This is a genomic window from Microbacterium sp. LMI1x-1-1.1, from assembly GCF_040676205.1.
GTDB classification, from domain to species: Bacteria; Actinomycetota; Actinomycetes; order Actinomycetales; family Microbacteriaceae; genus Microbacterium; species Microbacterium aquilitoris.
In genome coordinates this window covers 474,622-500,584 of the sequence record NZ_JBEGHM010000002.1, presented here as the reverse complement: position 1 = coordinate 500,584, position 25,963 = coordinate 474,622, and the positions used below count along the sequence as shown (strand labels likewise).

The following is a 25,963-nucleotide window of genomic DNA, read 5'->3' as shown; positions in this document are numbered from 1 at the left end:
CTCCGGCCGGGCGATCGGAGTGGGAGGGGCGCGTATTCAGCCGCCGGTATGACGGCGCGCGTAGGCTCGGGGACGTGACCCGAAACCTTCCCGACGACGGAGCCGAGATGCCTCAGCTACCCCTCCTCGAAGCGGCGGCGGTCGACGAGCAGGTCGAGATCAGACCCACCTGGCGCGGGTGGATCCACGCGGGCACATTCCCCGTCGCGATCGTCGCGGGAATCGTCCTGATCGCGCTCGCGCAGGGAGCCCCGGCGAAGTGGGCGGCCGCCGTGTTCATGGTGACCTCGCTGCTGCTCTTCGGCAACTCCGCGCTCTACCACCGTTTCGACTGGGGCCCGCGGACCAAGATCGTGCTCAAGCGCATCGATCACGCGAACATCCTCCTGCTCATCGCGGGGACGTACACGCCGATCGCCACCCTCGCCCTCGCCCCCGGTCAGGGGACGCTGCTGCTCGTCCTGGTGTGGTCGGGTGCTCTGCTCGGCATCCTGTTCCGGGTGTTCTGGATCAACGCGCCGCGCTGGCTCTACGTCGCGCTGTACCTGCTGCTCGGCTGGGCCGCCGTCATGTACCTGGGCGACCTGCTGCGCGCGAGCGTCGCGATGATGTTCCTCGTGATCGTGGGCGGACTGCTCTACACCGGCGGTGCGATCGTCTACGCCCTGAAGCGCCCCAACCCGTGGCCGGGGCACTTCGGGTTCCACGAGATCTTCCACGTCTGCACGGTGCTGGCGTTCCTTTGCCACTGGACCGCGTGTCTGTTGATCTCGCTGTCGCCGCTCAGCCCCTCGCTGGGCCTCCCGGCGTGAGGTCCTCGGGTCCGTCCTCGTCGCGGGGCGCGTCCTCTCCACGAGCTGCTGCCTCCTCGGCATCCAGCATCTCGTTGACGTCCGACCGGTACTGAGCACGGCGGATGCGGCGCAGCATGTCGATCGCCAGGAGGACGATCACGATCGCCACCACCGCGATGGCGACGAATCCCGCGATGCCCGGCGTCACCAGCTCGGCGGGCGGTCCGGTCGGGGTGGGAGACGGGGTGGCTGCGAGCCCTCGCAGATCCGGCATGTGACCTCATTCCTCAGCCAGAGCGAATAGCCTGGGATCCCAGCCTAGAACGGATGCCGCATGACCCTGACCGACGTCGACCGCAAGCTCGCCGAGCGGTACGGGCGCACCCGGTCGGCGGCATCCCGCCGCATGACCTGGGTTCTCGTCGGTGTCGTCGCCGTCGCCGCGACGGGTCTTCTCGGCTGGTCGACCGTGTCGAATGCGATCAACTCGGTGGACGCCGACTCGACCGGATTCGCCGTCGTCGACGAGCACACCGTCGAGGTCCGATTCCAGGTGTCGATCAGACCCGACACGAAGGTCGCGTGTGCGCTCGAGGCGCAGGACCCGGATCACGGGATCGTCGGGTTCACGGTCGTCGAACTGGAGTCCTCGAACGACCACACCCGCGCCCTGACCGAACGCATCCGCACCACGGCCGAAGCCACGACAGGTTTTGTCCGCTCCTGCTGGATCCTCTAAGCTGGGATTTCTCGCGCCCCGGTGACTTGCCGGGGCGTTTGGCTTACCCATCGACCGCACCGGGAGATCACGTGTCCGAGACGTTCCTGACCCAGGAGGCCTACGACCGCCTCGCCGCCGAGCTCGAAGAGCTCTCGACGACGGGCCGCGAAGAGATCGCCAAGCGCATCGAGGCCGCCCGCGAAGAGGGCGACCTCAAGGAGAACGGCGGCTACCACGCGGCGAAGGACGAGCAGGGCAAGCAGGAGGCGCGCATCCGCACGCTCCAGCAGCTGCTGAAGGACGCGAAGGTGGGCGTCGCGCCCGAATCCGACGGCACGGTCCTGTCGGGAACCGTCGTCACCGCGATCGTCGCTGGCGGCGAAGAGGTGTTCCTCCTCGGCAACCGGGAGATCGGCGCCAACAGCGAGCTCGACGTCTACAGCGAGGCATCCCCCCTCGGTGAGGCCATCATGGGCCTGCGCGAGGGCGAGAAGACGAGCTACACCGCCCCGAACGGCAAGGAGATCTCCGTCGAGATCGTGAAGGTCGAGACCTACACCGGTCAGTGACCGGCTCCGATCAGTTCGGGACGACCGTTGGCGCGTAACCGGCGTCCTGCAGGATCGCGAGAACCTGAGCGCGGTGCTCCTCACCGCGCGTCTCGACGCTCAGCTGCAGGATCACCTCGCTGATCTGCAGGCCCTGTCCGTGGCGGGTGTGCAGCACCTCGATCACGTTCGCTCCCACGACCGACAGCAACTCGGACACCCGTGCGAGCTGACCGGGACGGTCGGGCAACGGGATCTGCAGGGTCATGTACCGACCGGATGCCGCCAGGCCGTGGGCGACGACGCGCTGCAGCAGCAGCGGGTCGATGTTCCCTCCCGAGAGGATCGCCGCGGTCGGACCCGACGCGACGACCTTGCCGGTGAGGATCGCGGCCACGCCCACCGCGCCGGCGGGCTCGACGACCTGTTTCGCGCGCTCGATCAGTACCAGGATCGCGCGGGCGATGTCGTCGTCGCTCACCGTGACGACCTCGTCCACGAGGTCCCGGATGATGTCGAACGGGATCGTGCCCGGACGCTTCACGGCGATCCCGTCCGCGATCGTGGGCGACGTGTGCTCCGCGTCCAGCGGACGGCCGGCGAGGAGCGAGCCCGGGTATCCCGCGGAGTTCTCCGCCTGCACACCGATGACCCGGATGCTGCGACCCTCGGCGGCGGCGCGCGCCTTCACGGCCGCGGCCACGCCGGCGGCGAGCCCTCCCCCGCCGATGCCGACGACGACGGTCTCGAGCCCGGGGATCTCATCCATCAGCTCGAGGCCCAGGGTCCCCTGTCCGAGGATGATGTCGTGGTTGTCGTACGGCGGGATGAACACGGCGCCGGTGCGCTCGGCGAACTCCTGCGCGAGGCGGAGCGGCGTCTCGACCGTCGCCCCCTCGAGGATGACGTCTGCGCCGTACCCGCGCGTCGCGAGAAGCTTGGGTACCGGCACGCCCAGGGGCATGAAGATGGTGGCACGGATGCCGAGGGTCTGCGCCCCGAGGGCGACCCCCTGCGCGTGGTTGCCGGCGGACGCGGCGACGACGCCGCGGGCCCGTTCCTCCTCGGTGAGGCGGGAGAGCCGGTAGGTCGCACCGCGGATCTTGAACGAGCCGGTGCGCTGGAGGTTCTCGAGCTTCAGGTGCACGGGAGCGCCGAGGACTCCCGACAGGAAGTCGGAGCCCTCCACGGGGGTGCGCGAGACGACACCGGCGAGCTCGGTCGCGGCGGCCTCGAACTCCGCCAGGGTGGGGGCGGCGATCTTCGCCTGTTCGCTCACGCGGTCATCCTCCTGCTTCGCGGCACGGTGCTCCAGATGAGGTCGTCAGGACCGGCATCCACGGGCTTCTCCCACCCTCGCCGCGAGAGGTAGAGCCAGACCACGTTGACGAACGCCGCCAGCGGGACGGCGAACACCGCACCCGCGATCCCGGCGATCATCGCTCCCCCCGCCACGGCCAGCACGACGGCCAGCGGGTGGACCTTGACGGCTGCCCCCATCAGGAGCGGCTGCAGGATGTGGCCCTCGATCTGCTGGACGCCGAGGACGATGACGAGCATCCAGAGAGCGATCCACGGCCCGTTGTAGACGAGGGCGAGGAACACGGCGAGAGCGCCCGTCAGCACCGCTCCCACGAAGGGGACGAACGCGCCGAGGAAGACCAGTACGCCGATCGGCGCCGCGAGCGGCACCCCGAGGAGGGCCGCGCCGACGCCGATGCCGATCGCATCGATCGTGGCGACGAGCAGCTGCGTGCGGGCATAGGTGATCACCGTGCGCCATCCGGCCCGGCCGGCGCCGTCGACGGCGTCACGGGCGCGCTGGGGGAACAGCCGCACGACCCAGCGCCAGATGCCGCCGCCGTCGGCGAGGATGCAGATGAGGATGAACAGCGTCAGCAGGATGCCGGTGGCCACATGCCCGATCGTCGACCCGATCGCCAGCGCACCCGACCACAGCAGCTGCGCTTGCTCCTGGAGCATCCCGAAACCCTGCCGGACGGCGTCGTCGATCTCGCGCCCGGTGAGGTGGAGCGGACCGTCGATGAGGTAGTCCCGGAACTGCCCGATCCCCGCGATCGTGCGGTTGCGAACGGATGCCGCATCCTGCGTGATCTGCCAGATCGCCACCCAGAGGAGTCCGCCGATGATGGCGACCGTGACGAGCAGGGTGATGATGAGCGCGAGCCAGCGCGGTAGACGCCGCAGCAGGAGGGTGAACATCGGCCACACGAGAGCGGTGATGAGGATCGCGGCCAGGAGCGGGATGATCAGCAGCCGCAGCTGGATCACGATCCAGACCATGACGGCGATCGCCGCCGCCAGGACGAGGAAGCGCCACGCGTAGGCAGTCGCGATCTTCAGGCCGCGCGGGACCGTCCCCGACACGTCGGTGGACACCGTGCGTGCACGGAGGGAGTCGAAGAAGCCGTTGCGGGGCTTGTCGTCGGTGCCGCTCACTGGCTCATCCTAGGACGCCCGGCCATGCGGGACGGCGCGCCTCCGCCCGGCGTCGCAGTCAGAACTGGATCCTCGGCGGCTCGGCGATCGCCGCACCGTCGACGACCTCGAAGAACTCCCGCTCCCCGAAACCGAGCCGGCGGGCGAAGAGGTTGTTCGGGAACACCTTGATCTTCGTGTTCAGTTCGCGGACGCCACCGTTGTAGAAGCGGCGCGACGCCTGAATCTTGTCCTCGGTGTCGACGACCGCCTGCTGGAGCTGGAGGAAGTTCTGGCTCGCCTGCAGCTGCGGATAGGCCTCCGCGACGGCGAACAGCGACTTGAGCGCCTGCTGCATGTGGCCCTCGGCCACACCCGCGTCCGCGGGCGTGGACGCCGTGAGCGTCTCGGCACGCGCCTGCGTCACGTTCTCGAAGACCGCCTTCTCGTGAGCGGCGTAGCCCTTGACCGTCTCGATGAGGTTGGGCAGCAGGTCCGCACGGCGCTTGAGCTGCACCGTGATGTCGCTCCACGCCTCATCCACCCTCACAGCCAGGGCGACGAGGGAGTTGTAGGTGGCCCACAGGTAGACGCCGACGATGACGAGGAGGGCGACGACGACGAGGACCGGGATGAGGTATTCCATGAATCTCCGATCGATAGCCTCATCATCCTAACGACGGGGACGTCTCCTGTGCGGACCGCGAGCGTCTGTTCCCAGGCGTTGCACACGGGATGCGGCTTGTAGGGTCGCAGGTGTGACGGGTCTGCAGACGCATCGCTCCCTCCGCCTCGCCCTCGTCGGCATCGTGGTGGCCATCGCGGCATCCGTCCTCTTCCAGATGGCACAGGACGGCTGGGTGCCGCTCCCGTCGATCAGCGCCTACTTCTACTCCCCCGCCCGAGGCGTGTTCGTCGGCGGCCTCACTGCTGCGGCCGTCGCGCTGCTGGCACTGTCGGGACGCGATGCGGAGTCGATCCTGCTCGACGTCGCCGCCGTCTTCGCCCCGCTCATCGCCATCGTCCCGACCGGCTATCGCGAGAGGGCGTTCGTGCCCGACGACGTCCTGCCGACCGTCCGCAACGGCGTGGGCGTCTACATCGTGATGGTCGCGGCCGTCGTCGTCCTGGGGATCGTGCTCGCCGCCCGGGGCGAGATCGCGCGGCGGCGGGTCGTGATCGTGGGGAGCATCGCGGTGGTCACCGCGGCCTCGCTGGGCGTCCTCGCGTTCACGCCGGGACTCTCCCGGGGCTTTCCCTTCGCCGGGGGCGTCAACCTGCACCTCATCGCGACCGTCTGCTTCTTCGCGATGTTCGCCGCCGTTCCGCTCGTCACCGTGTTCGGCGGCGGAGAGCGCCCCTCATCCGTCTATCGGCGGGTGTACACGGCCGTCGCGGTCGTCATGGTGGCGGCGCTCGTCCTGACGATCATCGCCGCGATCCGGCATCCCCAGACCGTCGGAGTGCTCATCGGCGAAGCGATCGCCCTCGGCGCCTTCGCCGTGTTCTGGACGACCCAGACCATCGAACGCTGGCGGGATGCCGATCCCCCCAGCATCCTGGCGGGATGAGACCGTACCCCCACTGGGACTCGAACCCAGACTGAAGCGATTTTAAGTCGCCTGCCTCTGCCATTGGGCTATGGGGGCCCGTGGCCAGGGTATCCCGGCCGCAACGAGAACGACCCCCGGCCGGCAGGCGCCGGACGGGGGTCGTTCGAAGGGGTCGATCAGCTGGCGACCGTGCCGGTCTTCTCCGCGGCGACCGACTTCGGGTCGATCGGGGGCGTCTCGGGAGCCGCCGGGCGCGGACGCGACGCGAACCGCTCGAAGACCTCGCGCGGGTTCTGCAGCGTCTCGAGCGAGACGTTGTCGCGGCCGAGCCAGAAGTTCTGCCACCAGTCGCCGACCACGCGGAACTTGCGCTCGAAGGTGGGCATGGCCAGGCCGTGGTAGCCGCGGTGCGCGATCCAGGCGAAGAAGCCCTTGACCGCGATCTTGCCGGACTGGAACACGCCGTTGTAGAGACCGAGGCCGGCGACGGCGCCCAGGTTCTTGTGGAAGTACTCCTTGGGCTCCTCACCCCGCAGCACGGCGACGACGTTCTTCGCGAGAAGCTTGCCCTGGCGGACGGCGTGCTGTGCGTTCGGGACGCAGAAGCCCCCCACACCGCCACCGCTCAGATCGGGCACTGCCGCGACGTCACCGGCCGCCCAGGCACCCTCGACGAAGGCCTCGGGCGTTCCGACGCGGAGGTCGGCCCGCGTGTTGATACGACCGCGCTCCTCGACGGGGAGGTCGCTGCCGCGGACGACGGTCGGGTTCGCCATGACGCCCGCGGTCCAGATGATGACGTCGGTCGGGATGACCTGGCCGGTGGAGAGCTCGACGTTGCCGTCGACGGCGCCCTTCACCTGGGTGTCGAGGTGCACGTTCGCGCCGCGCTTGGCGAGGTCCTTCAGGACCCACTCGCTCGTCTTGAGCGACACCTCGGGCATGATGCGGCCCATGGCCTCGATGAGGTGGAAGTGGGTCTCCTCGAACGTGATGTTCGGGTAGTTCTTCAGCAGCGCACTGGCGAAGGCGCGCGTCTCGGCGAACACCTCGATGCCCGCGAATCCGCCGCCGACGACGACGACCGTGAGCAGGCGGTCCCGCTCGGGGCCGGCCGGGAGGTTCGCGGCGCGGTCGAAGTTGGTGAGGATGCGGTCGCGGATCGCGACGGCCTCTTCGACGGTCTTCAGCCCGATGGCGTTCTCGGCGATGCCGGGGATCGGGAAGGTGCGGGAGACGGCGCCGGCGGTGACGACGATCTGGTCGTACTGCTCCTGCCAGGGCTCGCCGTCCTCGGGGGTGACCGTGGCGGTCTTGCTCGCGTGGTCGATGCCGGTGATCTTCGCCGTCACGACGCGCGTGCGCTTCAGGTGACGACGGAGGCCGACCACCACGTGGCGGGCTTCGATCTCGCCGGCCGCGACCTCGGGGAGGAACGGCTGGTAGGTCATGTACGGAAGCGGGTCGACGATCGTGACCTCGGCCTCACCCTTGCGGAGGTGCTTCTCGAGCTTCCACGCCGTGTAGAAACCGGCGTAGCCGCCTCCGACGACCAGGATCTTGGGCACAGTGGTAGTCACAGTCGGAAGAACTCCTTGATTCAACGGCTCGGCGGTCGCGGGGTGCGCGCCGATCGGATGCGCCGGGCAGCAGCGGTGACCCCGAGCACGACCAGTATAGTCCCCAGGCTGAGAACGACGAGCGGCACCGTACCGTAGCGCAGCGTGTCACTGCTCGGCAGTAAGGGCGACACGGCATCGCTGGGGGGCTCGGCGGCGGGAAGCGGCGCGACCTCATACGGCGTCGGCGTGGCGCTCGGCGCGGGAGAGGACTCGGCGCGACGGTACAGGCGGATCCAGTCGCGCAGGTCGTCCGCGGGGTTCGCCGAGACCGGGGGGACGGACGCCGTCACCGCTTTGGCGGCGTTGATGAGACCGTATCCGTACAGCGCACTGGGTACCTTCTTCACCCGGTCGGAGGGGGTCGCCGTCTTGATGAGCCTGTTGATGACGTTGCCCGCGCTCAGCTCGGGGTGGGCCGAGCGGACCAGCGCAGCGACACCTGCCACGATCGGAGCGGCGCCGCTCGTCCCGTCCCAGATGACGAGGTCGCCGTTGGCGGAGACGCCCAGCAGTTCCTCGCTGGGAGCGGAGATGCCGATCGTGATGCCCTGAGTGGATGCCGTGTTGCTGGCGCGACCCTCGCGATCGACACCGCCGACGGTGAGGACGCCCGGGATCGTCGCCGGGGCGCCGACCTCCTCGGTGCCGCTCTCGCGATTGCCCGCGGCGACCACCACGACCACGTCGTGATCGAACGCGTAGAGGAAGGCGTCATCCCACGCGCGATCCCAGTCGAGGGTGTTCGTGGTGAAGGAGAGGTTGATCACGTCTGCGCCATGGTCGACCGCCCAGCGGATCGCTTCGGCGACCTGATCGACGAAGGGCACGCTCGCGTTGTCTCCGAAGCCGATGGACAGCGACAGGAGGTCGGCTTCCGGCGCGACCCCCGTCATCCCCTTGTCGGGAGCGGTGCCGCGACCGGCCGCCAGGGACGCGACCCAGCTGCCGTGGTTGCGGTCCTCGTCACCGACGGGGGTGCGACCGTCGGCCGTGCCCACGCCTGAGAAGTCGGCCCCGCCGACGACGGCACCGTCGAGTTCCTTCGGGCCTCGTCCGATGCCGGTGTCGATGACGGCGATCGTCGTCCCGGCGCCCTTGGTCGTCTTCCAGGCGTCGGCGATGCCGTACTCCTTCAGCCAATACTCCATGTTCCGCACCGGGTCTATCGGGGCGGGCGACGGGGACGGCGTCGGTGCGGGCGCTGCGGCGGTCAGGAGGATGGACACTCCCACGACCGCGGCGGCGAGGGCGGCGCGGGCTCCCCTCATCCGGTCGTCCTCGGCGTCGCGCAGGTGCAGCGCTCGGGCGACCAGGTGCCGCGGGCGAGGGCGAGGTCGCCGATCGGGTTGACCCCGGGCCCGGCGGCGAGCGAATGCGCCGCGAGGGCGTGGAGGCACTTGACGCGGGTGGGCATGCCTCCCGCCGACACACCGGAGATCTCCTCGACCGAGCCGTGGACCTCCCGATCGGCGAGGTACGCGGCGTGCGCGGCCGCGTACGCGGTTGCGAGATCGTCATCCGCGGCGAGGTCGTCGTTGAGCTCGCGCATGACCTGCGTGGCCTCCAGCGCCGACATGGCCGCCGTCGCCCCCGGGTGGGTGAGGTAGTAGAAGGTGGGGAACGGCGTGCCGTCGGGGAGCCGCGGCTCGGTGGCCACCACCGTCGGGTTGCCGCAGACGCAGCGCGCCGCGATGCCGATGACACCGCGCATGGGCCGGCCGAGCTGTTCACGCATGGTGTCGTGGTCGGCAGCGGAGGCGGGCGTGAGCGTCGGATGGGGCACCGCTCAAGGGTACCCGGCGTCGCGCGCGGGGGCTGGGCGTCAGCCCGGGGCGACGGTCTTGGCCAGGCCCGCCTCGGTCACCGACCGCAGGAACTGGGTCATCCAGTCGTGCCGGGTCTCCTGCACACTCCCGCTGACGGGGCGCTGCTCGGGCTGGATCGTGTCCGAGGGCAGATCGTCCGCCACGAGGTAGACGACCTCGCCGGGGCGCCGGTAGTACAGCCGCTCGCGCGCCTGCGCGACGATGTACGCCTCGTCACGCCAGCGCTCGCGTTCCGTCTTCAGCTGCGCGATCTCGTCCTGCGTCGCCTTCACGTCGTGCGTCAGCGCGGCGATCTGCTGCCGCTGATCGACGTAGGTGCCGATCGTCGGCACGAGCACGAAGGCCGCCAGGACGACGAGGCCGAGCATGATCCCCATGAACCCCGACATCCGGATGCCGCCGACCCAGTCCCGGACGTCCACGCGACGCGTCGTGGAGCCTGCGTCGCGGGCGCGCCGACCGCGGGAGACACGGGAAGGGGGAGCCGATGGCGTGTCCATGGCTCCCCCTTCTCGTGGATGTCGGTGCAGTGCGCTCGCGGGTCAGGCGGTGAAGCGCGGGAACGCGGCGGCGCCGATGAACTCCGCTGCCTCGCCCAGGTCTTCCTCGATGCGCAGAAGCTGATTGTACTTCGCGACGCGCTCGCTCCGAGCGGGCGCGCCCGACTTGATCTGACCCGAGTTCACCGCGACGGCGAGGTCGGCGATGGTGGTGTCCTCGGTCTCGCCGGAGCGGTGCGAGAGCATCGTGGTGTAGCCGGCGCGGTGCGCGACATCGATCGCGTCGAGCGTCTCGCTGAGCGTGCCGATCTGGTTCACCTTGACGAGGAGCGAGTTGGCCGCTCCCCGCTTGATGCCGTCGGACAGACGCTGCGGGTTGGTGACGAACAGGTCGTCGCCGACGAGCTGCACCTTCTTGCCGAGGCGCTCGGTGAGAGCGGTCCAGTTGTCCCAGTCGTCCTCGGCCAGCGCGTCCTCGATCGTGACGATCGGGAACGAGTCGACGAGGTCGGCGTAGTAGTCGACGAGCTGCTCGGCGGACCAGTCCTTGTTCTCGAGGCGGTAGACGCCGTCGTTGAAGAACTCGGTGGCGGCGACGTCGAGGCCGAGGGCGATCTCGCGCCCGGGGGTGAAGCCGGCCTTCTCGATCGCCTTGACGAGGAAGTCGAGGCCCTCGCGGTTGCTGGGGAGATCGGGGGCGAAGCCGCCCTCGTCACCCAGGCCCGTGGCGTAGCCGGCGGCCTGCAGTTCCTTCTTCAGGACCTGGTAGACCTCGGCGCCCCAGCGGAGCGACTCGGAGAAGCTCTCGGCGCCGATGGGGGCGAGGAAGAACTCCTGCATGTCGATGCCGTTGTCGGCGTGCTCGCCGCCGTTGATGACGTTGAACAGCGGCACGGGCAGGACGCGCGCGTTGGGTCCGCCGAGGTAGCGGTAGAGCGGGAGGTCGGCGCTGTCGGCGGCGGCCTTGGCCACGGCGAGCGAGACGCCGAGGATGGCGTTCGCACCGGTGCGCGACTTGTTCTCGGTGCCGTCGGTCGCGATGAGGATCTCGTCGACGATGCGCTGCTCGCTGGCCTCGACGCCCTCGATGGCGGGTCCCAGCTCGTCGATGACGGCGTTCACGGCCTTGAGGACGCCCTTGCCGCCGTAGCGGTTCTTGTCGCCGTCGCGGAGTTCGTACGCCTCGAAGGCGCCGGTGGACGCGCCGGAGGGGACGGCTGCGCGCTGGACGATGCCGTCGTCGAGCAGAACCTCCACCTCGACGGTCGGGTTGCCGCGCGAATCCAGGATCTCGCGTGCGCCTACTGCCTCGATCAATGCCACGGGGGTTTCTCCTTGCTTGTGGAGGATGGAACGGGAGCGTCGTCGGTCCGTCATCGAGTCTAGTGAGGCGAGGGATGTCGCACAGGACCGCGCGTCACACGAGGAGCGCGATGGCCACGCCGTCCCAGCCCTTGCGGTCGAGGGTCTGGAGCGCCGTCGCCTCGAACCGCGGATCGTCGCGGAGCATCTCGAGTCCCGCCCGGACGCCGTCGACCTGAGCCCCGGCATCCGTCTCGACGACATGACCGGAACGCACGACGTTGTCGACGACGACCACCGTCCCGGGGCGACCGAGCCGCGCGGCCCAGTCGAGGTACAGCGCGTTGGATTCCTTATCGGCGTCGATGAAGACGAGGTCGAAGGGCTCATCGCCGGCGAGGGTCGGGAGGACGTCCGCACCGCGCCCTTCACGCACCTCGACCCGGTCGGCGACACCGGCGCGAGCCAGGTTGCGGCGCGCGACCTCCGCGTTGTGCGGCTCGGCCTCGATCGTCACGACGCGCCCACCCGCGGGCAGAGCGCGGGCGAGCCAGATCGTGGAGTACGCGCCGAGGGTTCCGACCTCGAGGACGCGCCGGGCACCGGCGATCCGCGCCAGCAGGTGCAGGAGCTTCCCGGTCAGCGGCGCCACCTCGATCTCCGGCATCCCCTCGTCGGCCAGGGAAGCGATCGAAGCGGACAGCGCCTCGTCGGGGGCGACCAGGGTGCCCGTCAGGTACGCGTCGACGTCGTTCCACCGCTCGGCGGTGGGGTCATGGGGAGAGGGATGCGCCATGCCGCCACTCAATCGCCCCGCCGCCCGGCCGTCAATGCGGCGTAGGCGTTCAGCAGGCCCGCGGCGGTGGCCGCGTCGTCGACGGTGACCGTGAGCGTCTGCCCGTCGTGGCGGTGCACGCGGACGCCCTCACCCGACCGGAGGACGACGCCGCGGCCCTGCGCCGACCGGCGGATGCCCCACCCGCCGAACTCGCCCATGGGCGACACCTGGACGACCTCGGCCGACATGACGTCGTCGATCGGGACATGGACGCGGGGCCATCCGGCGGCCGACACCGCGGTGAGACCTTCGGGGTCGACGCGCACGTGGTAGCGGAGCGTCACGGCGAACAGGACCGCGAGCACGATGACGACGCCGAGCGAGATCCACGACGCCGCGGGGTCCGCCAGGAGCACGACCGGCACCGCCGCGGCGACCCCGATGACGGTGACGACCGAGAGCACGACGACTCCCGCGCGGGCCAGCGAGACGCCCTGCAGCCAGACCACCCGCTCCCCCGGTCGGACGTCCACCTCGGCGGAGGTGCCGCCCGGGGTGGGGCGCCACGGTGCGTGGGGTTGGATCGCCCACCCCACGGCGCCGGCGGCGAGCGCGGCGATCATGACGCCGGGCAGCAGGAGCGGGGGCAGCACCGCGGCGGCATCCGCTCGTCCCGTCTGGATGCCGAGGGTCGCCGCCCCCAGCCCCGCCACGAGCACCGCGATGAAGACCGCCACGGCGCCGAGCAGCCGGTACGAGGAACCGTGATCGCCCCGACGGAGACCACCGATGCCCAGGGCGAAGATCGCCGCAGGAATCGCGCCCCCGATGAGAGCGGTGACGAGGGGCATCAGCCAGGACGGCGAGAAGCCGTTGGCCCGCCCGGTCCACCCCCAGTGGGTGGCGATGGTCGGCGGGACCTGCGGCAGCAGGACGAGTTGCACGGCGATCGAGGCGACGACGACGACGACCGGGATCACGAGAGCGACGAGGGTGAACCGGCGGCGGACGACGGTCGGGCGGTCAGTGGTCACGAGCAGCCTCCTTGACGAGGGCGGACAGGGTGTCGGGCGAAACGCCGAGGGATCGTGCGCGGTCGACCAGAGCGGTGATCTCCGCCCCGAGGCCGGCGAGGGCCGCACCGGCAGGGGTCACGACGGCGCCCCTGCCGCGGCGGAGGTCGACGAGCCCTTCGTCGCGGAGATCCTGGTAGGCGTGAAGCACGGTGTGGAGGTTCACCCGGAGCGCGTCGGCCACTTCGCGTGCGGCCGGGAGCCGCTCGCCGTCACTCAACCGGCCGGCGGTGATGTCGGCGCGGAGGGCATCGGCGATCTGCGCGAACAGCGGCACCGAGCTCTGGGGGTCGACACGGATCAACATGCACTAATTATAGCGCAACTATAACTATCAAGATGTTCTCCTCGGTTCGGTACGCTCACGCCGTGTCCTCCCCCGCCCTCGCTCGTCGTCTCGGGCTCGCCGACGCCGTGGTCATCGGTCTCGGCGCGATGATCGGCGCCGGGGTCTTCGCCGCGTTCGTCCCTGCGGCGCAGGCGGCCGGGACGGGACTCCTCGTCGGGCTCGGGATCGCCGCACTCGTCGCCTTCGGCAACGCCACCTCGACGGCGCAGCTCGCGGCGGTGCATCCGACATCCGGCGGCATCTACGCCTACGGGCGCGCGGAACTCGGACCCTGGTGGGGCTTCATCGCCGGGTGGGGCTTCGTGATCGGGAAGACCGCCAGCTGCGCGGCGATGGCCCTGACGTTCGCCGCCTATGTCGCTCCCGCCGGGTGGGAACGCCCCGTCGCCGCGGGGGCGGCCCTCGCCCTCGGCGCGGTGAACCTCTTCGGCATCACCCGCACCGCTCAGGTGGCACGCATCCTCGTGACCATCGTTCTGCTGGTGCTCGGCGTCGTCGCCGTCGCCGGGCTCGCCTCGCCGCCTGCGCCGACCGCGGCGGCGGGCTCGGGGTGGTTAGCCTCGGGGCCGCTCGGCATCCTCCAGGCGGCCGGGCTCCTGTTCTTCGCCTTCGCGGGGTACGCCCGCATCGCGACCCTCGGCGAGGAGGTCAGGGACCCCGCGAGGACGATCCCGCGGGCGATCGTCCTCGCCTTCTGCGGCGCACTGGTCGTGTACGCCGTGATCGGCGTCGCCGCCCTCCGCGTCCTCGGCCCGGACGGCCTCGCCGCCGCGACCGCACCCCTCGTCGACGTCGTCCGCGCCGCAGGATGGGATGCCGCCGCCCCGATCGTCCGCGTCGGTGCGGCCGCGGCATCCCTCGGCGCCCTGCTCGCCCTCATCGCCGGGATCGGACGGACCTCGTTCGCGATGGCCCGGGAGGGCGACCTGCCGCGGTTGCTCGCGGCGGTCGACCCGCGGTGGCACGTGCCGCGGAACGCCGAGATCGCCGTCGTCGCGGTGGTCGTGGCCATCGTCCTGCTCGGCGACGTCCAAGGGGCGATCGGCTTCTCGTCGTTCGGCGTCCTGACGTATTACCTCGTCGCGAACATCGCGGCCTTCCGACAGCGGGGCGGAGCGCGGCGCTACCCGCGCATCCTGCAGGTCCTGGGCGGGGCCGGATGCGTCGCGCTCGTGGTCACCCTGCCATGGCCGTCTGTCCCCGTCGGGATCGCCGTGCTGGTGGTGGGACTGGGATATCGGATGCTGCGCCTTCGACGCCGGGCTGCCTGAGGGCGTCCCTCACGACCGGGACGAGCGCCTCCGCCGTCCGGCGATATCCGAGGGCGCTCGGGTGGAAGCGATCCAGGCTGAACATGCCGTCGGGGTCGATGCGGAAGAAGGGTCCGACGGCGCGTCGCAGGGACACGACCCCCGCCCCCTCCGCGCGGGCACGGTCTGCCTGAGCCGCAGCGAGCTGCTGCGACGCGCGCGACCCGATCGTCCGCAGCGGCTGCGGAACGGCACGGAGCGCGCCGAGGTCGGGGCAGGTTCCCACGACCACCGCCGCACCCGTCCTCCGGAGGCGGCGGACGGCATCGGCGAGGTGTCCGGTCGCCACCGGCACCGGCACGCGGTGCGTGACGTCGTTGCCGCCCACGACGATCACGGCGACATCGGCGCGGTAGTCCTTGGGGAGCGAGGCGAGCTGCCCGGCGAGGTCGGCCGATTCGGCGCCGACCACGGCGGCCGTCCGCAGCCGGACGGGACGGTCGAGCTCGCCGGCGAGGCCCTTCGCGAGTCGGCCGCCGAGCGTCTCCTTGCGGTGCTGGGCCCCGAGCCCGGCAGCGATGGAGTCGCCGAGGAGCAGGAGGTCGACCGGCTCACCGCCCAGGCCGGGCCGCCACACGCGGTCGGCCTCGGGCGGAGCATCGCCGAGCGGCTTGCCGATGCGCCGCCGGGCGATCGCGGCTTGCCGCGCCAAGCCGGCACGGGCGCCCAGCAGCAGTGCGCCGGCGACCCCTCCGGCGGAGGCGATCAGGGTGAGTCGGGCCGGAACCCGCGTCGATCGTGGCACCCGCTGAGCACACACCCCGACGGTGAACGTCGCACGACGTCCCGGTGACGAGTCGGGGACGTCAGGCGCTTCCCGGCGAGCGCAGCGTGTCCACGGCGCCGGCGATCCGCTTCTCGCGGGTCTCCGCCTTCTTCGCCTCGACGACGGAGCGCACCATCTCCTTCCGGCGCGACGGCGCCAGGGCCTCGAAGGCGGCGCGGACCTGCGGCTCGGCACTCAGGGCGCGTTCCAGGTCCTCCGGGACCGCGACGGCACGATCCTCGCCGTCGAGGTCGATCTGCGCATCGACCTCGTCGCCGATCTCGACGCCGAGCTCGGCGCGCGCGGCCTTCGACATGCCGATGAGGTTTCGCCCGCCCATGACGCTCAGCCGCAGGCGTGCGCTTCGCGTGCCGATCGTGACGACGACCGCGGCGCGCTTGCCGCCGCCGAGGTCCTCGACCTGCTCGTCGGTCAGTTCGATCGCGGTCGCGGGCCCGTTCTTCGGCAACACCGTGCGGACGTGGAGGGTCATGGCCGCACGCTAGCAGCGCGGACCAGCCGTGTCACCCGAGGGGGCGCGTCTCGAGCGCCGACGATTCGGCGCCGGCCGATACGGTCGCGAACGACGTGTAGCCGTCGGCCGCGGAGCGCTCCAGCAGACCCTTGAGGTTCTTCGTGCGCTGCTCGAGGCGCACGCGGGCACCCTGCGAGACGAAGAAGGCCTTGTGGGTCGCCAGTTCCACGAGCGGGACGTCGCGATCGGCGATGAGGACGACGGCAGCGGATGCCGCATCCTCGGCCGCTCCCACGAGATCGACGATCCGCTCGAAGCCGATCGAGAACCCGACAGCGGGCACGTCCTGCCCGAGGAAGCGTCCGATCATGCCGTCGTAGCGACCACCGCCGCCGAGCGAGTACGACACCGACGGATGCGCGAGCTCATAGATCGTGCCGGTGTAATACCCCATGCCGCGCACGAGGAACGGGTCGAAGCGCAACGGCACGTCCGTCTCGCCGCGGGCGGCGGCGACGGCCTCGCCGATGCCGACAAGGTGCGCGACCACGTCATCGGGGACCCCGGCGGGCAGCGCCTTGCGGATCTGCGCCTCGCCGAACGGGAGGTACTCGCGAGTCTGCGGGCGGGTCAGGAACGCCTCCAGGGCGGCGACGGCGGGCTCGTCCGCGCCCCGTCCACGGAGCTCGGCGACGACGCCCTCGGCACCGACTTTGTCGAGCTTGTCGATCGTGATGAGGACACCCGCGCGGTCGGCGTCGGCGAAACCGAAGACCGCCAGCATCGCGTCGAGCACTCGGCGGTCGTTGATCCGGATCGTGCCGCCCTCGAGGCCGAGCGCATCGAGGACGTCGAGGCTCGCGGTGAGGAGCTCCACCTCGGCGCGCGGCGTCGCGTCGCCGATGATGTCGATGTCGCACTGCACGAACTGGCGGTAGCGACCCTTCTGGGGGCGCTCCGCACGCCAGACGGGCGCGATCTGGATCGCGCGGAACACCGACGGGAGCTGAGCCCGGTTGGTCGCGTAGAAGCGCGCGAGCGGCACGGTCAGGTCGTAGCGCAGACCGAGGTCGGACAGCGCCGCCGGGTCGCCCGCGGCATCCCGGATCGCGTCGGCGTCGAGACCGCGGCGGAGGACGTTGAACGCGAGCTTCTCGTTGTCGCCGCCGATCCCCGCGTGCAGACGCTCGTAGTCCTCGACGACGGGCGTCTCGATCTCGTCGAACCCGTGGGCGCGGTAGCGGTCACGGATGACGGCCAGGACGCGCTCGCGGCGGGCCTTGTCGGCGGGGAGGAAGTCGCGCATACCGCGCGGCGGGTTCACGGAGGGCACGGGTCCATTCTTCCAGACCGCGACGAGACGTCAGGAGGACTCGGCCGCACGCACCGCGTCGGCGAGGGTGCGCAGGCGCTGCCGCAGGGCGCGCTCGGCATCCCATCCCTCCGAACGGGCGAAAGCCACGAGGGCGAGGAGCGCGTCACCGAGCTCGGCTTCGCTCGCGAGCGCCGCCGGGGCCGGGGCGGGGATCACGTCCACCTGCGCCGCCTTCCCCAGCATCTTCTGGGCGAGCGCGAGCGACGGCATGTGCGTCGACACCCCGTCGAGCACGCTCGTGCGCGTCTTCTTCTCGGCGGCCTTCGCGGCGTTCCAGTGGACGAGGACCTCCTCGGGCGTGGTGGCGATCGCGTCGCCGAACACGTGCGGGTGCCGGCGGATCATCTTCTCGGCGAGCGCGTCCGCGACGTCGTCGATGTCGAAGGGGTCACTCTCATCCCGGGACGCGATCTCGGCGTGGAAGAGCACCTGCCAGAGAAGGTCGCCGAGCTCCTCCTTCAGGTCGCCACGCGTCCCCGTCTCGACGGCATCGACGAGCTCGGCGGCTTCCTCCTGCAGGTACGGGACGAGGTCGTCGTGGCCGATCCGCTGCGTCCAGACGCATCGGTCGCGGACGGCGTGCATCGTCTCGGCGGCCCGGCGCAGAGCGTCGCTCGAGGCGGGAAGGGGGTGCGACATGACCGCAACGATACGAGGGATGCCGGGCCGCGGCATCCGTGCACCGCCCGACGTACCCTGGTCCGATGACTTCTCCCGTCTCCACGGTGCCTGAGGCCGGCGGGACCCGCGTCTCGATGTTCACGCTCTCCACGTTCGTCGTGGGATCGATGATCGGCGCCGGGGTCTTCTCGCTCCCCTCGACCTTCGCCGAGTCGACCGGTGTCGCCGGCGCGCTCATCTCGTGGGCGATCGCGGGAAGCGGGATGCTGATGCTCGCCCTCGTCTTCCACCGGTTGGCGCTCCGCCGTCCCGACCTCGACGCCGGGATCTTCAGCTACGCGAAGGCCGGTTTCGGCAACTACCTCGGCTTCTTCGCGGCGTTCGGTTACTGGGCGAGTGCATGCGTCGGCAACGTCTTCTACTGGGTGTTCATCACCTCCACCCTCGGCGGCGTCTTCCCCGCCCTCGGCGAGGGCAACACGGTCCTCGCCGTGGCGGTCTCCTCGGTCGGCATCTGGTTGTTCTTCCTCCTCATCCGCCGCGGTGTACGGCAGGCGGCCTCGCTCAACCGCATCGTGACGGTCGCGAAGGTCCTGCCGATCGTCGTCTTCGTCGTGCTCTGCCTGACGGTGTTCGACCCCGCCGTCTTCGACGCGAACTGGGGCGGCGGCGACATGACCGGTCTCGGCGAGCAGATCCGGGCGACGATGCTCGTCACGGTGTTCGTCTTCATCGGCATCGAGGGCGCGAGCGTCAACTCCCGCCACGCCCGCCGTCGCAGCGACGTCGGGCGGGCGACCGTCCTCGGGTTCCTGAGCGTCCTCGCCGTCTTCGCCTCCGTGACGATCGTGTCGTACGGCATCCTGCCCCGCAGCGATCTCGCCGGGCTGCGGCAACCTTCGATGGGTGGCGTGCTCGAGCAGGCGGTCGGCGGCTGGGGCGCGGTCTTCGTCGCCGTGGCGCTCATCGTCGCCGTGCTCGGCGCCTATCTCGCATGGACGCTGATGGCCGCCGAGGTCCTCCTGTCGGCGGCGCAGGCCGGCGACCTGCCGGCCTTCCTGCGCCGCACGAACCGGAACGACACGCCCATCGGCGCGCTGACCCTCTCGACCGTGCTCGCGCAGGTGATGCTCGTCGTCGTCCTGTTCGCGCAGAACGCGTTCGACGCCGCGCTCGAGCTCACGAGCGCGCTCGTCCTCATCCCGTTCTTCCTCTCGGCGGCCTACGGGCTGAAGCTCGCGATCCAGGACGGTGCGTCCCGCCGTGCGGGCGAACTCATCGTCTCCGCCGCCGCGACGCTCTACACGGCCTACCTGCTCTGGGCGGCCGGGCTCACCTACCTGCTGCTATGCCTCGTCATCATCGTGCCGGGCACCGTCCTGTACGTGATCGGGCGTCGCGAGCAGAAGGCCCGCGTGTTCACCCCCGTCGAGCTCGGGCTGTTCGTCCTCGCCGCGGCCGGAGCGGTGATCGCCGTCATCCTCATCGCCACCGGGGCGATCTCGATCTGATCCGACCGCGGGTCGGCGTCGTGCACCGTCATGGTGTCAGGAAGCCCCGAGAACCCCCGCTAGCGTGAGACGGTGCACGAACTCACGAACACCGAAGCGATCGACCTCGTCGGACGGTACGAGGCCGAGCAGAAGATCCCCGAACAGATGCGCGCCGACGTGCGCGTCCTCGGCTCGCTCCTGGGCCGCGTGCTCCGTGAGAGCGGCTCGCCGGGCCTGTTCGAGGATGTCGAGCGCCTGCGCATCGCCACGATCCAGGCCTACACCGACGACACCCCCGAGGCGTTCGCGCGGGCGGCCGCCATCGCCGACTCGTACACGCTCGAGCGGGCGGAGGAGGTCGCGCGGGCCTTCACCTGCTACTTCCACCTCGTGAACCTCGCCGAGGAGCACCAGCGCGTCCGCATCCTCCGCGAGCGCGGCGGCCGCGTCGAGGAGAAGGACGCGAGCGACTCGATCACCGCCGCCTACCGGAGCCTCGCCGAGGAGATCGGTGAGGATGCCGCCCGCGAGCGCCTCCAGGGTCTTCGCTTCCACCCGGTCTTCACGGCGCACCCGACCGAGGCCCGTCGCCGCGCGGTCTCCTCCAGCATCCGGCGTCTCGCCGAGCTCCTCGCCGACCGCGACACGACCGACGCCGACAGCGCTGACCGCCGCCGCGCGGAGCGTCGCATGCTCGAAGAGGTCGACACGCTGTGGCGGACCGCGCCGCTGCGCTCCGAGAAGCCGTCGCCGACCGACGAGGTCCGTTCGGTCATGGGCGTCTTCGACGAGACCCTCTACACCGCGATCCCGCACGTGTACCGCCGCGTCGACGACGCGCTGCAGGGCGAGGATGCCGGGGCCCGCCCGCCCCTCGTCCGCCCGTTCGTGCGCATCGGCTCGTGGGTCGGCGGCGACCGCGACGGCAACCCGTTCGTGACGGCGAAGACGACCCGCAAGGCCGCCGCCATCGCGAGCGAGCACGTGCTGCTGGGGCTCGAGCGGACGGCGGGCCGCGTCGGACGCACCCTGACCCTGGACGCGACGTCGACCCCGCCGACGCCCGCCGTCCGGGCGCTGTGGCAGAAGCTCAAGGACGCCGATGAAGACGCCGCGGCCGAGATCGCCAAGCGCTCCCCCAACGAGCCGTACCGCCGCATCCTGCTGCTGCTCGCCCGCAAGATCGCGGCGACCCGCACCCGGAACGCCGACCTCGCCTACGCCGACCCGGAGCACCTGTTCGCGGACCTGCGCACGGTGCAGGACGCGCTCGTCCAGGCCGGCGCGCCCCGCCAGGCCTACGGCCACCTGCAGCAGCTGATCTGGCAGGTCGAGACCTTCGGCTTCCACCTGGCCGAGCTCGAGGTGCGTCAGCACTCCGCCGTGCACGCGAAGGTCCTCGCCGAGCTCGAGCAGGGCGGGTCCGACCGGTCGGAGCTGGCCGAAGAGGTGCTCGAGGTCTTCCGCACGATCGCGTTCCTGCAGGAGCGCTACGGCCCCCGCGCCGCGGGACGCTACATCGTCTCCTTCACCCGCTCGGCCGACGACCTCGCCGCCGTGCACACGCTCGCGCGGCACGCCGTCGGCCCCGACGGCACTCCCCCGGTGCTCGACGTGATCCCGCTGTTCGAGACGTTCGCGGACCTGCAGGCGGCCCCCGGCATCCTGGCGGAGATCGTGGAGCACCCGCAGTTCGTGTCGCGCCTCACGGCGACGGGACGGCGCCTCGAGGTCATGCTCGGGTACTCCGACTCGTCGAAGGACGTGGGGCCGGTCGCCGCGAACCTCGCGCTGTACGAGGCTCAGGCCGAGATCTCGGCGTGGGCGGTCGCACAGGGCATCGAGCTCACCCTCTTCCACGGTCGCGGTGGTGCCCTCGGGCGCGGTGGCGGCCCCGCGAACTCCGCGATCCTGGCGCAGCCGCCGCACTCCGTCGACGGCCGGTTCAAGCTGACCGAGCAGGGCGAGGTCATCTTCGCCCGCTATGGCGACCGCTCGATCGCGATGCGCCACATCGACCAGGTCGCCGGGGCGATGCTCATGGCCTCGGCACCGTCGATCGAGGAGCGCAACCGGTCGGCCGCCGAACGGTACGCCGACGTGGCCCGGATCATGGACGCGGCATCCCGTGAACGGTTCTTCTCACTCGTCAAGGCGCCCGGCTTCGCGCCGTGGTTCGCCCAGGTCACGCCGATGGAGGAGATCGGGCTGCTCGCGCTCGGGTCCCGTCCCGCGCGCCGCGGCCTGTCGGTCGAGTCCCTCGAGGACCTCCGCGCCATCCCGTGGGTGTTCGCTTGGACGCAGGCGCGCATCAACCTCGCCGGCTGGTTCGGCCTCGGCACGGCGCTCGACGCCGTGGGCGACGAGGATGCGCTCCGCGAGGCGTACGAGCAGTGGCCGCTGTTCCGCACCCTCATCGACAACGTCGCCATGAGCCTCGCCAAGACCGACGACCGCATCGCGCGGCACTACCTCGAGCTCGGTGACCGCGACGACCTCGCGGCGCTCGTGCGCGACGAGATGGCCCTCACGCGCGCCTGGGTCGTGAAGCTCACCGGCGGGACCGAACTCCTCTCCAACCGTCCGGTCCTCGGCCGCGCGGTGAAGATGCGAAGCCCGTACGTCGACGCCCTGTCCCTCCTGCAGCTGCGGGCGCTCCGCGGCCTGCGCGACGCGGCGGGCGGCGAGGTCGACCCCGATCTGCAGCGTCTGCTGCTGCTCTCGGTGTCGGGGGTCGCCGCCGGCCTGCAGAACACCGGCTGACCCCCCCCTGCGATCGACGAACGCCCCGCTCCGACACGTCGTCGGGCGGGGCGCGTCGTTTCAGGCCGTGGCGTCGTCGGTCGGCAGCGGGAAGATCTGGTCGAGCAGCGTGCTCGTCCAGGCCACGAGGTCGGCATCGGCCAGAGCCTCTCCCCCGGCGGTCGGCAGCGGCACGACCATGGCCTCGCCGCCCGAGACGACCTTCGACTTCGGGTGCAGGCGCTGCAGGCGCACACGGATCGAGTCCGCGAGGTGCGCCGGCGCGATCCGGAGGTTCGGTCCCATCGCCACGACGTCGGACAGCCCCGACTGCGCGGCACGGCGACGCAGTCGTGCGATCGCGATCAGGCCGTCGACCTCTGCGGGCGGCGTACCGTAGCGGTCGCGGAGCTCCTCGAGGACGAGGTCGATCGCGTCGGCCGTAGCCGTGACGGATGCCGCCGCGGACAGCTTCTGGTAGGCCTCCAGACGCAGCCGCTCGCTGTCGATGTACGACTCGGGGATGCGCGCCTGAACGGGCAGCTCGAGGCGCAGCTCGGTGGGGCCCTCTGTGTCCTCGCCTCGGAAGGTCGCGACCGCCTCTCCGATCATGCGGAGGTAGAGGTCGAATCCGACGCCGGCGATGTGGCCGGCCTGTTCCGCCCCGAGCAGGTTTCCCGCGCCGCGGATCTCGAGGTCTTTGAGCGCCACCTGCATGCCGGAGCCGAGGTCGTTGTTGACGGCGATCGTCTCCAGTCGGTCGGCGGCGGTCTCGCTCAACGGCTTGTTCTCGTCGTACAGGAAGTAGGCGTAGGCACGCTCGCGGGCACGACCGACGCGGCCGCGCAGCTGGTGCAGCTGGGAGAGGCCGTACTTGTCGGCGCGGTCGATGATCATCGTGTTCGCATTGGCGATGTCGAGACCGGTCTCGATGATCGTGGTCGAGACGAGCACGTCCGCCCGGCGCTCCCAGAAGTCGTCGACGACCTGCTCGAGCGCGTGCTCGCCCATCTGACCGTGGGCGACGGCGATGCGCGCCTCGGGCACGAGCTCAGCCAGCTGCGCGGCCACCCGCTGGATCGAGGAGACCCGGTTGTGCACGAAGAACACCTGTCCCTCGCGCAGCAGCTCGCGTCGGATCGCTGCGGCGATCTGCTTGTCGCTGCGAGGCCCCACGTAGGTGAGGATCGGATGCCGCTCCTCCGGCGGCGTCGCCAGCGTCGACATCTCGCGGATGCCGGTGACCGCCATCTCGAGCGTGCGCGGGATCGGGGTCGCGCTCATCGCGAGGATGTCGACGTTGGTCTTGAGCTTCTTGAGGGAGTCCTTGTGCTCGACGCCGAAGCGCTGCTCCTCGTCGATGATCATGAGGCCGAGGTCTTTGAAGGCGACCTTCTCGGTGAGGATGCGGTGCGTCCCGATGACCATGTCGATCGTGCCGTCGGCGAGCCCGGCGAGGGTGTCCTTGGCCTCCTTCGCCGTCTGGAACCGCGAGAGCGGACGCACCTTGACGGGGAATCCGGCGAAGCGCTCGGAGAACGTCTCGAGGTGCTGCTTGGCGAGGAGTGTCGTCGGCACCAGCATCGCGACCTGCTTGCCCTCCTGGATCGCCTTGAAGGCGGCGCGGACGGCGACCTCGGTCTTGCCGAAGCCGACGTCGCCCGAGAGCAGGCGGTCCATCGGGATCGGCTTCTCCATGTCGGCCTTGATCTCGTCGATCGTCTGGAGCTGATCCGGCGTCTCGGCGAACGGGAAGGCCTCCTCGAGCTCGCGCTGCCAGGGCGTGTCGGGACCGAACGCGTAGCCCTTCGACGACATCCGCGCCGAGTAGAGCTTGACGAGCTCGACGGCGATGTCGCGGACGGCCTTGCGGGCCTTGCCCTTGGCCGCAGCCCAATCCGACCCGCCCATCTTCGAGAGCTGCGGCGCCTCGCCGCCGACGTACCGCGAGAGCAGGTCGAGCTGATCGGTGGGGACGTAGAGCTTGTCGCCGGGGTGCCCGCGCTTGGAGGGCGCGTACTCGAGGACGAGGTACTCGCGCTTGCTCTTCACGGCGTTCCGCCCGCCCGACGACACCTCGCGCTGGACGAGTTCGACGAACCGGCCGATGCCGTGGGTGGAGTGGACGACGTGGTCGCCCGGCGTCAGCTGGAGCGGGTCGACGACGTTGCGCCGACGCGAGGCGAGCTTCTTCACGACGCGGTTGTCGCCGCCGATCGTCCGGCCGTAGAAGTCGCTCTCGGTGAACACGGCCAGCTTCGCGTCGGCGAAGAGGAACCCGGCCTCGAGCGTCGCGACGGTCGACACGGCTATCCCGGCGTCGGGGACCTCGGTGATCGCCTCGGCGGTCCGCGCCGCGAGACCGCGCTCGGACAGGACGTCGCGCGAACGGTCGACGAGCCCCGCACCCGAGGCGGCGACGACGACGCGCCAGCCGGCACCGAGGAGGTTGCCGATGTGCTCGCTCGCCCCCTCGACGTTGCCCTGGAACGACGGGACGGCGGTCGCGGGGATCCGGACCGCGGCATCCGCACGTTCGACGAGGCCTTCGTCGGCCGCATCCGCCGCACCGGAGTCGAAGGTGCTGAGGCTCCACCAGACGCCGCCGCGGGCCGATGCCGCCTCGCGCAGCTCGGGCAGGGTCAGGAAGTCCCCCGCTCCGAGGTCGACGGGGCTGTCGGCTCCCGCCGTCGCGGCGCTCCAGGCGGCCTCGAGGAACTCGCGGTTCGTCTCGGAGAGGGTCATCGCGCGGGTCACGGCGCGCTCGGGGTCGACGACCGCGACGGCGGCACCCTCGGGGAGGTAGTCCACGAGCGGCAGGACGGCGTCGGCGACGGCGGGGAGGAGCGATTCCATGCCCTCGACGGGGATGCCCTCGCTCATCTTCTCGAGCATGGTGCCGAGCCCCGGCATCCGATCCCGAAGGCCTGCAGCCCGCTCGCGCACGGCGTCGGTGAGGAGGAGTTCGCGACTCGGGAGCAGGGTCACGTCGCGCACGTCACCCGGCAGCGAGCGCTGGTCGGCGACGGAGAACGCACGGATCTGATCGATCTCGTCGCCGAAGAAGTCGACGCGGTAGGGGTGATCGGCGACAGGGGGGAAGACGTCGAGGATGCCGCCGCGCACGGCGAACTCGCCGCGGCGCGAGACCATGTCGACCCGGTGGTAGGCGAGGTCGACGAGGCGGTGGACGATGTCGTCGAGCTCGAGGCCGCGCGAGCCGAGCTCGAGCCGGACGACACCGGCATCCGTCAGTCCCGCCGCGATCGGCTGCAGCGCCCCGCGGACGGATGCCGTGACCACGAGGGGCGTGCGGCCGTCCCAGTCCGCCGCCTCTCGGAGGACGCTGAGGCGCCGGCCGACCGTCTCGGCGCTGGGGCTCAACCGCTCGTGCGGCAGCGTCTCCCATGCGGGCAGGTGCCGGACGGCGGCGTCGGGGAGGAGGCACTGCACGGCGGCGCCGATGCTCTCGGCGCGGCGCCCGGTGGGTGCCACGAGGAGCAGCACGGGAGGCCGACCCGACGCCACGCGGCGTTCGAGCAGCGCGGCGAGGAGTGGGGCATCGAGGCCCGTCACCGCCGAGAAGTCGACATCCGAGTCGGCGCCGTCGAGGGCCTCCCGGAAGCTGTCAGCCTGTTCGAGGGCGCGCACGATCCCGGGAATTGTCACCGGGGAA

The 25,963-nt window shown here is 70.8% G+C and carries 24 protein-coding genes and 1 tRNA gene; 7 read left to right on the top strand and 18 right to left on the bottom strand.

Annotation, left to right across the window (positions count from 1 at the left end):
* Window positions 1–107: 107 nt before the first annotated feature.
* A complete protein-coding gene (trhA, locus tag MRBLMI1x_RS10085; RefSeq protein WP_363459399.1) occupies window positions 108–812 on the top strand; it encodes a PAQR family membrane homeostasis protein TrhA in 705 nt (234 codons plus the stop codon).
* Here trhA and MRBLMI1x_RS10080 read toward each other — a convergent pair.
* A complete protein-coding gene (locus MRBLMI1x_RS10080) occupies window positions 784–1,068 on the bottom strand; it encodes a hypothetical protein (RefSeq protein ID WP_363458575.1) in 285 nt (94 codons plus the stop codon). The genes trhA and MRBLMI1x_RS10080 overlap by 29 nt on opposite strands.
* 60 nt (window positions 1,069–1,128) lie before the next feature.
* Between MRBLMI1x_RS10080 and MRBLMI1x_RS10075 the strand changes: the two genes are divergently transcribed.
* Complete coding sequence (locus MRBLMI1x_RS10075) at window positions 1,129–1,533, top strand: DUF4307 domain-containing protein (RefSeq protein ID WP_363458573.1); 405 nt, start codon at window positions 1,129–1,131, stop codon at window positions 1,531–1,533.
* 71 nt (window positions 1,534–1,604) lie between these two features.
* Window positions 1,605–2,084 carry a transcription elongation factor GreA gene (gene greA, locus MRBLMI1x_RS10070; protein WP_018188335.1) on the top strand — a complete coding sequence of 160 codons (480 nt, stop codon included), beginning with the start codon at window positions 1,605–1,607 and terminating at the stop codon, window positions 2,082–2,084.
* 10 nt (window positions 2,085–2,094) lie between these two features.
* Here greA and ilvA read toward each other — a convergent pair whose 3' ends face one another.
* Genes ilvA through MRBLMI1x_RS10055 form a run of 3 tightly spaced genes read right to left on the bottom strand, consistent with a single transcriptional unit; the run spans window position 2,095 to window position 5,148 of the window.
* Complete coding sequence (ilvA, locus tag MRBLMI1x_RS10065; RefSeq protein ID WP_018188336.1) at window positions 2,095–3,342, bottom strand: threonine ammonia-lyase; 1,248 nt, start codon at window positions 3,340–3,342, stop codon at window positions 2,095–2,097.
* Window positions 3,339–4,523, bottom strand: a complete 1,185-nt coding sequence (locus MRBLMI1x_RS10060) for an AI-2E family transporter (protein WP_020097063.1) — start codon at window positions 4,521–4,523, stop codon at window positions 3,339–3,341. The genes ilvA and MRBLMI1x_RS10060 overlap by 4 nt, the downstream gene beginning before the upstream one ends.
* Window positions 4,524–4,581: 58 nt before the next feature.
* The gene (locus tag MRBLMI1x_RS10055) at window positions 4,582–5,148 is read right to left on the bottom strand and encodes a LemA family protein (RefSeq protein ID WP_018188338.1); all 567 of its coding nucleotides are present in this window, start codon (window positions 5,146–5,148) and stop codon (window positions 4,582–4,584) included.
* A gap of 112 nt (window positions 5,149–5,260) precedes the next feature.
* On the opposite strand from MRBLMI1x_RS10055, the gene MRBLMI1x_RS10050 reads away from it, so the two are divergent.
* A complete protein-coding gene (locus tag MRBLMI1x_RS10050; protein ID WP_363458570.1) occupies window positions 5,261–6,073 on the top strand; it encodes a hypothetical protein in 813 nt (270 codons plus the stop codon).
* A gap of 5 nt (window positions 6,074–6,078) precedes the next feature.
* Here MRBLMI1x_RS10050 and MRBLMI1x_RS10045 read toward each other — a convergent pair.
* From MRBLMI1x_RS10045 to MRBLMI1x_RS10005, 9 genes are all read right to left on the bottom strand, one after another.
* Window positions 6,079–6,151, bottom strand: a tRNA-Leu gene (locus MRBLMI1x_RS10045).
* 80 nt (window positions 6,152–6,231) lie between these two features.
* Window positions 6,232–7,635 carry an NAD(P)/FAD-dependent oxidoreductase gene (locus MRBLMI1x_RS10040; protein ID WP_371129970.1) on the bottom strand — a complete coding sequence of 468 codons (1,404 nt, stop codon included), beginning with the start codon at window positions 7,633–7,635 and terminating at the stop codon, window positions 6,232–6,234.
* Between the two features lie 20 nt (window positions 7,636–7,655).
* Window positions 7,656–8,945, bottom strand: coding sequence for a S8 family serine peptidase (locus MRBLMI1x_RS10035; protein WP_363458568.1), 1,290 nt, complete (start codon window positions 8,943–8,945; stop codon window positions 7,656–7,658).
* The gene (locus tag MRBLMI1x_RS10030; RefSeq protein ID WP_040570636.1) at window positions 8,942–9,412 is read right to left on the bottom strand and encodes a DUF501 domain-containing protein; all 471 of its coding nucleotides are present in this window, start codon (window positions 9,410–9,412) and stop codon (window positions 8,942–8,944) included. Before MRBLMI1x_RS10030 ends, MRBLMI1x_RS10035 begins: the two co-directional genes overlap by 4 nt.
* 87 nt (window positions 9,413–9,499) lie before the next feature.
* A complete protein-coding gene (locus tag MRBLMI1x_RS10025) occupies window positions 9,500–10,003 on the bottom strand; it encodes an FtsB family cell division protein (protein ID WP_311870107.1) in 504 nt (167 codons plus the stop codon).
* Between the two features lie 42 nt (window positions 10,004–10,045).
* Window positions 10,046–11,326, bottom strand: a complete 1,281-nt coding sequence (gene eno, locus MRBLMI1x_RS10020) for a phosphopyruvate hydratase (protein ID WP_363458566.1) — start codon at window positions 11,324–11,326, stop codon at window positions 10,046–10,048.
* A 94-nt stretch (window positions 11,327–11,420) separates the two neighbouring features.
* Window positions 11,421–12,101 (bottom strand): O-methyltransferase, encoded by a 681-nt coding sequence (locus MRBLMI1x_RS10015; protein WP_020097057.1) that lies wholly within the window; start codon window positions 12,099–12,101, stop codon window positions 11,421–11,423.
* 8 nt (window positions 12,102–12,109) lie between these two features.
* On the bottom strand, window positions 12,110–13,117 hold the full coding sequence (locus tag MRBLMI1x_RS10010; protein WP_363458564.1) for a DUF1648 domain-containing protein: 1,008 nt from the start codon (window positions 13,115–13,117) through the stop codon (window positions 12,110–12,112).
* On the bottom strand, window positions 13,107–13,463 hold the full coding sequence (locus tag MRBLMI1x_RS10005; protein ID WP_018188347.1) for a GntR family transcriptional regulator: 357 nt from the start codon (window positions 13,461–13,463) through the stop codon (window positions 13,107–13,109). The genes MRBLMI1x_RS10010 and MRBLMI1x_RS10005 overlap by 11 nt, the downstream gene beginning before the upstream one ends.
* A 32-nt stretch (window positions 13,464–13,495) precedes the next feature.
* On the opposite strand from MRBLMI1x_RS10005, the gene MRBLMI1x_RS10000 reads away from it, so the two are divergent.
* Entirely contained in the window at window positions 13,496–14,776 is a 1,281-nt protein-coding gene (locus tag MRBLMI1x_RS10000) for an APC family permease (RefSeq protein WP_414685581.1), read from the top strand.
* On the opposite strand, the gene MRBLMI1x_RS09995 is transcribed toward MRBLMI1x_RS10000, so the two are convergent.
* The 4 genes from MRBLMI1x_RS09995 to MRBLMI1x_RS09980 form a co-directional block, all read right to left on the bottom strand.
* Window positions 14,682–15,560 carry an SGNH/GDSL hydrolase family protein gene (locus MRBLMI1x_RS09995; RefSeq protein ID WP_311857096.1) on the bottom strand — a complete coding sequence of 293 codons (879 nt, stop codon included), beginning with the start codon at window positions 15,558–15,560 and terminating at the stop codon, window positions 14,682–14,684. The genes MRBLMI1x_RS10000 and MRBLMI1x_RS09995 overlap by 95 nt on opposite strands.
* Window positions 15,561–15,621: 61 nt before the next feature.
* A complete protein-coding gene (locus MRBLMI1x_RS09990) occupies window positions 15,622–16,074 on the bottom strand; it encodes a YdeI/OmpD-associated family protein (RefSeq protein WP_363458560.1) in 453 nt (150 codons plus the stop codon).
* Between the two features lie 31 nt (window positions 16,075–16,105).
* The gene (locus MRBLMI1x_RS09985) at window positions 16,106–17,362 is read right to left on the bottom strand and encodes a histidine--tRNA ligase (protein ID WP_363459396.1); all 1,257 of its coding nucleotides are present in this window, start codon (window positions 17,360–17,362) and stop codon (window positions 16,106–16,108) included.
* 57 nt (window positions 17,363–17,419) lie between these two features.
* The gene (locus MRBLMI1x_RS09980) at window positions 17,420–18,070 is read right to left on the bottom strand and encodes a MazG family protein (protein WP_363458558.1); all 651 of its coding nucleotides are present in this window, start codon (window positions 18,068–18,070) and stop codon (window positions 17,420–17,422) included.
* A 65-nt stretch (window positions 18,071–18,135) separates the two neighbouring features.
* Here MRBLMI1x_RS09980 and MRBLMI1x_RS09975 point away from each other — a divergent pair, with 65 nt between their 5' ends.
* Both MRBLMI1x_RS09975 and MRBLMI1x_RS09970 read left to right on the top strand, forming a co-directional pair.
* On the top strand, window positions 18,136–19,563 hold the full coding sequence (locus tag MRBLMI1x_RS09975) for a basic amino acid/polyamine antiporter (RefSeq protein ID WP_363458556.1): 1,428 nt from the start codon (window positions 18,136–18,138) through the stop codon (window positions 19,561–19,563).
* Window positions 19,564–19,635: 72 nt separating this feature from the next.
* The gene (locus MRBLMI1x_RS09970; RefSeq protein WP_363458554.1) at window positions 19,636–22,308 is read left to right on the top strand and encodes a phosphoenolpyruvate carboxylase; all 2,673 of its coding nucleotides are present in this window, start codon (window positions 19,636–19,638) and stop codon (window positions 22,306–22,308) included.
* 60 nt (window positions 22,309–22,368) lie between these two features.
* Here MRBLMI1x_RS09970 and mfd read toward each other — a convergent pair whose 3' ends face one another.
* Complete coding sequence (gene mfd / locus MRBLMI1x_RS09965) at window positions 22,369–25,956, bottom strand: transcription-repair coupling factor (RefSeq protein WP_363458552.1); 3,588 nt, start codon at window positions 25,954–25,956, stop codon at window positions 22,369–22,371.
* Window positions 25,957–25,963 lie beyond the last annotated feature (7 nt).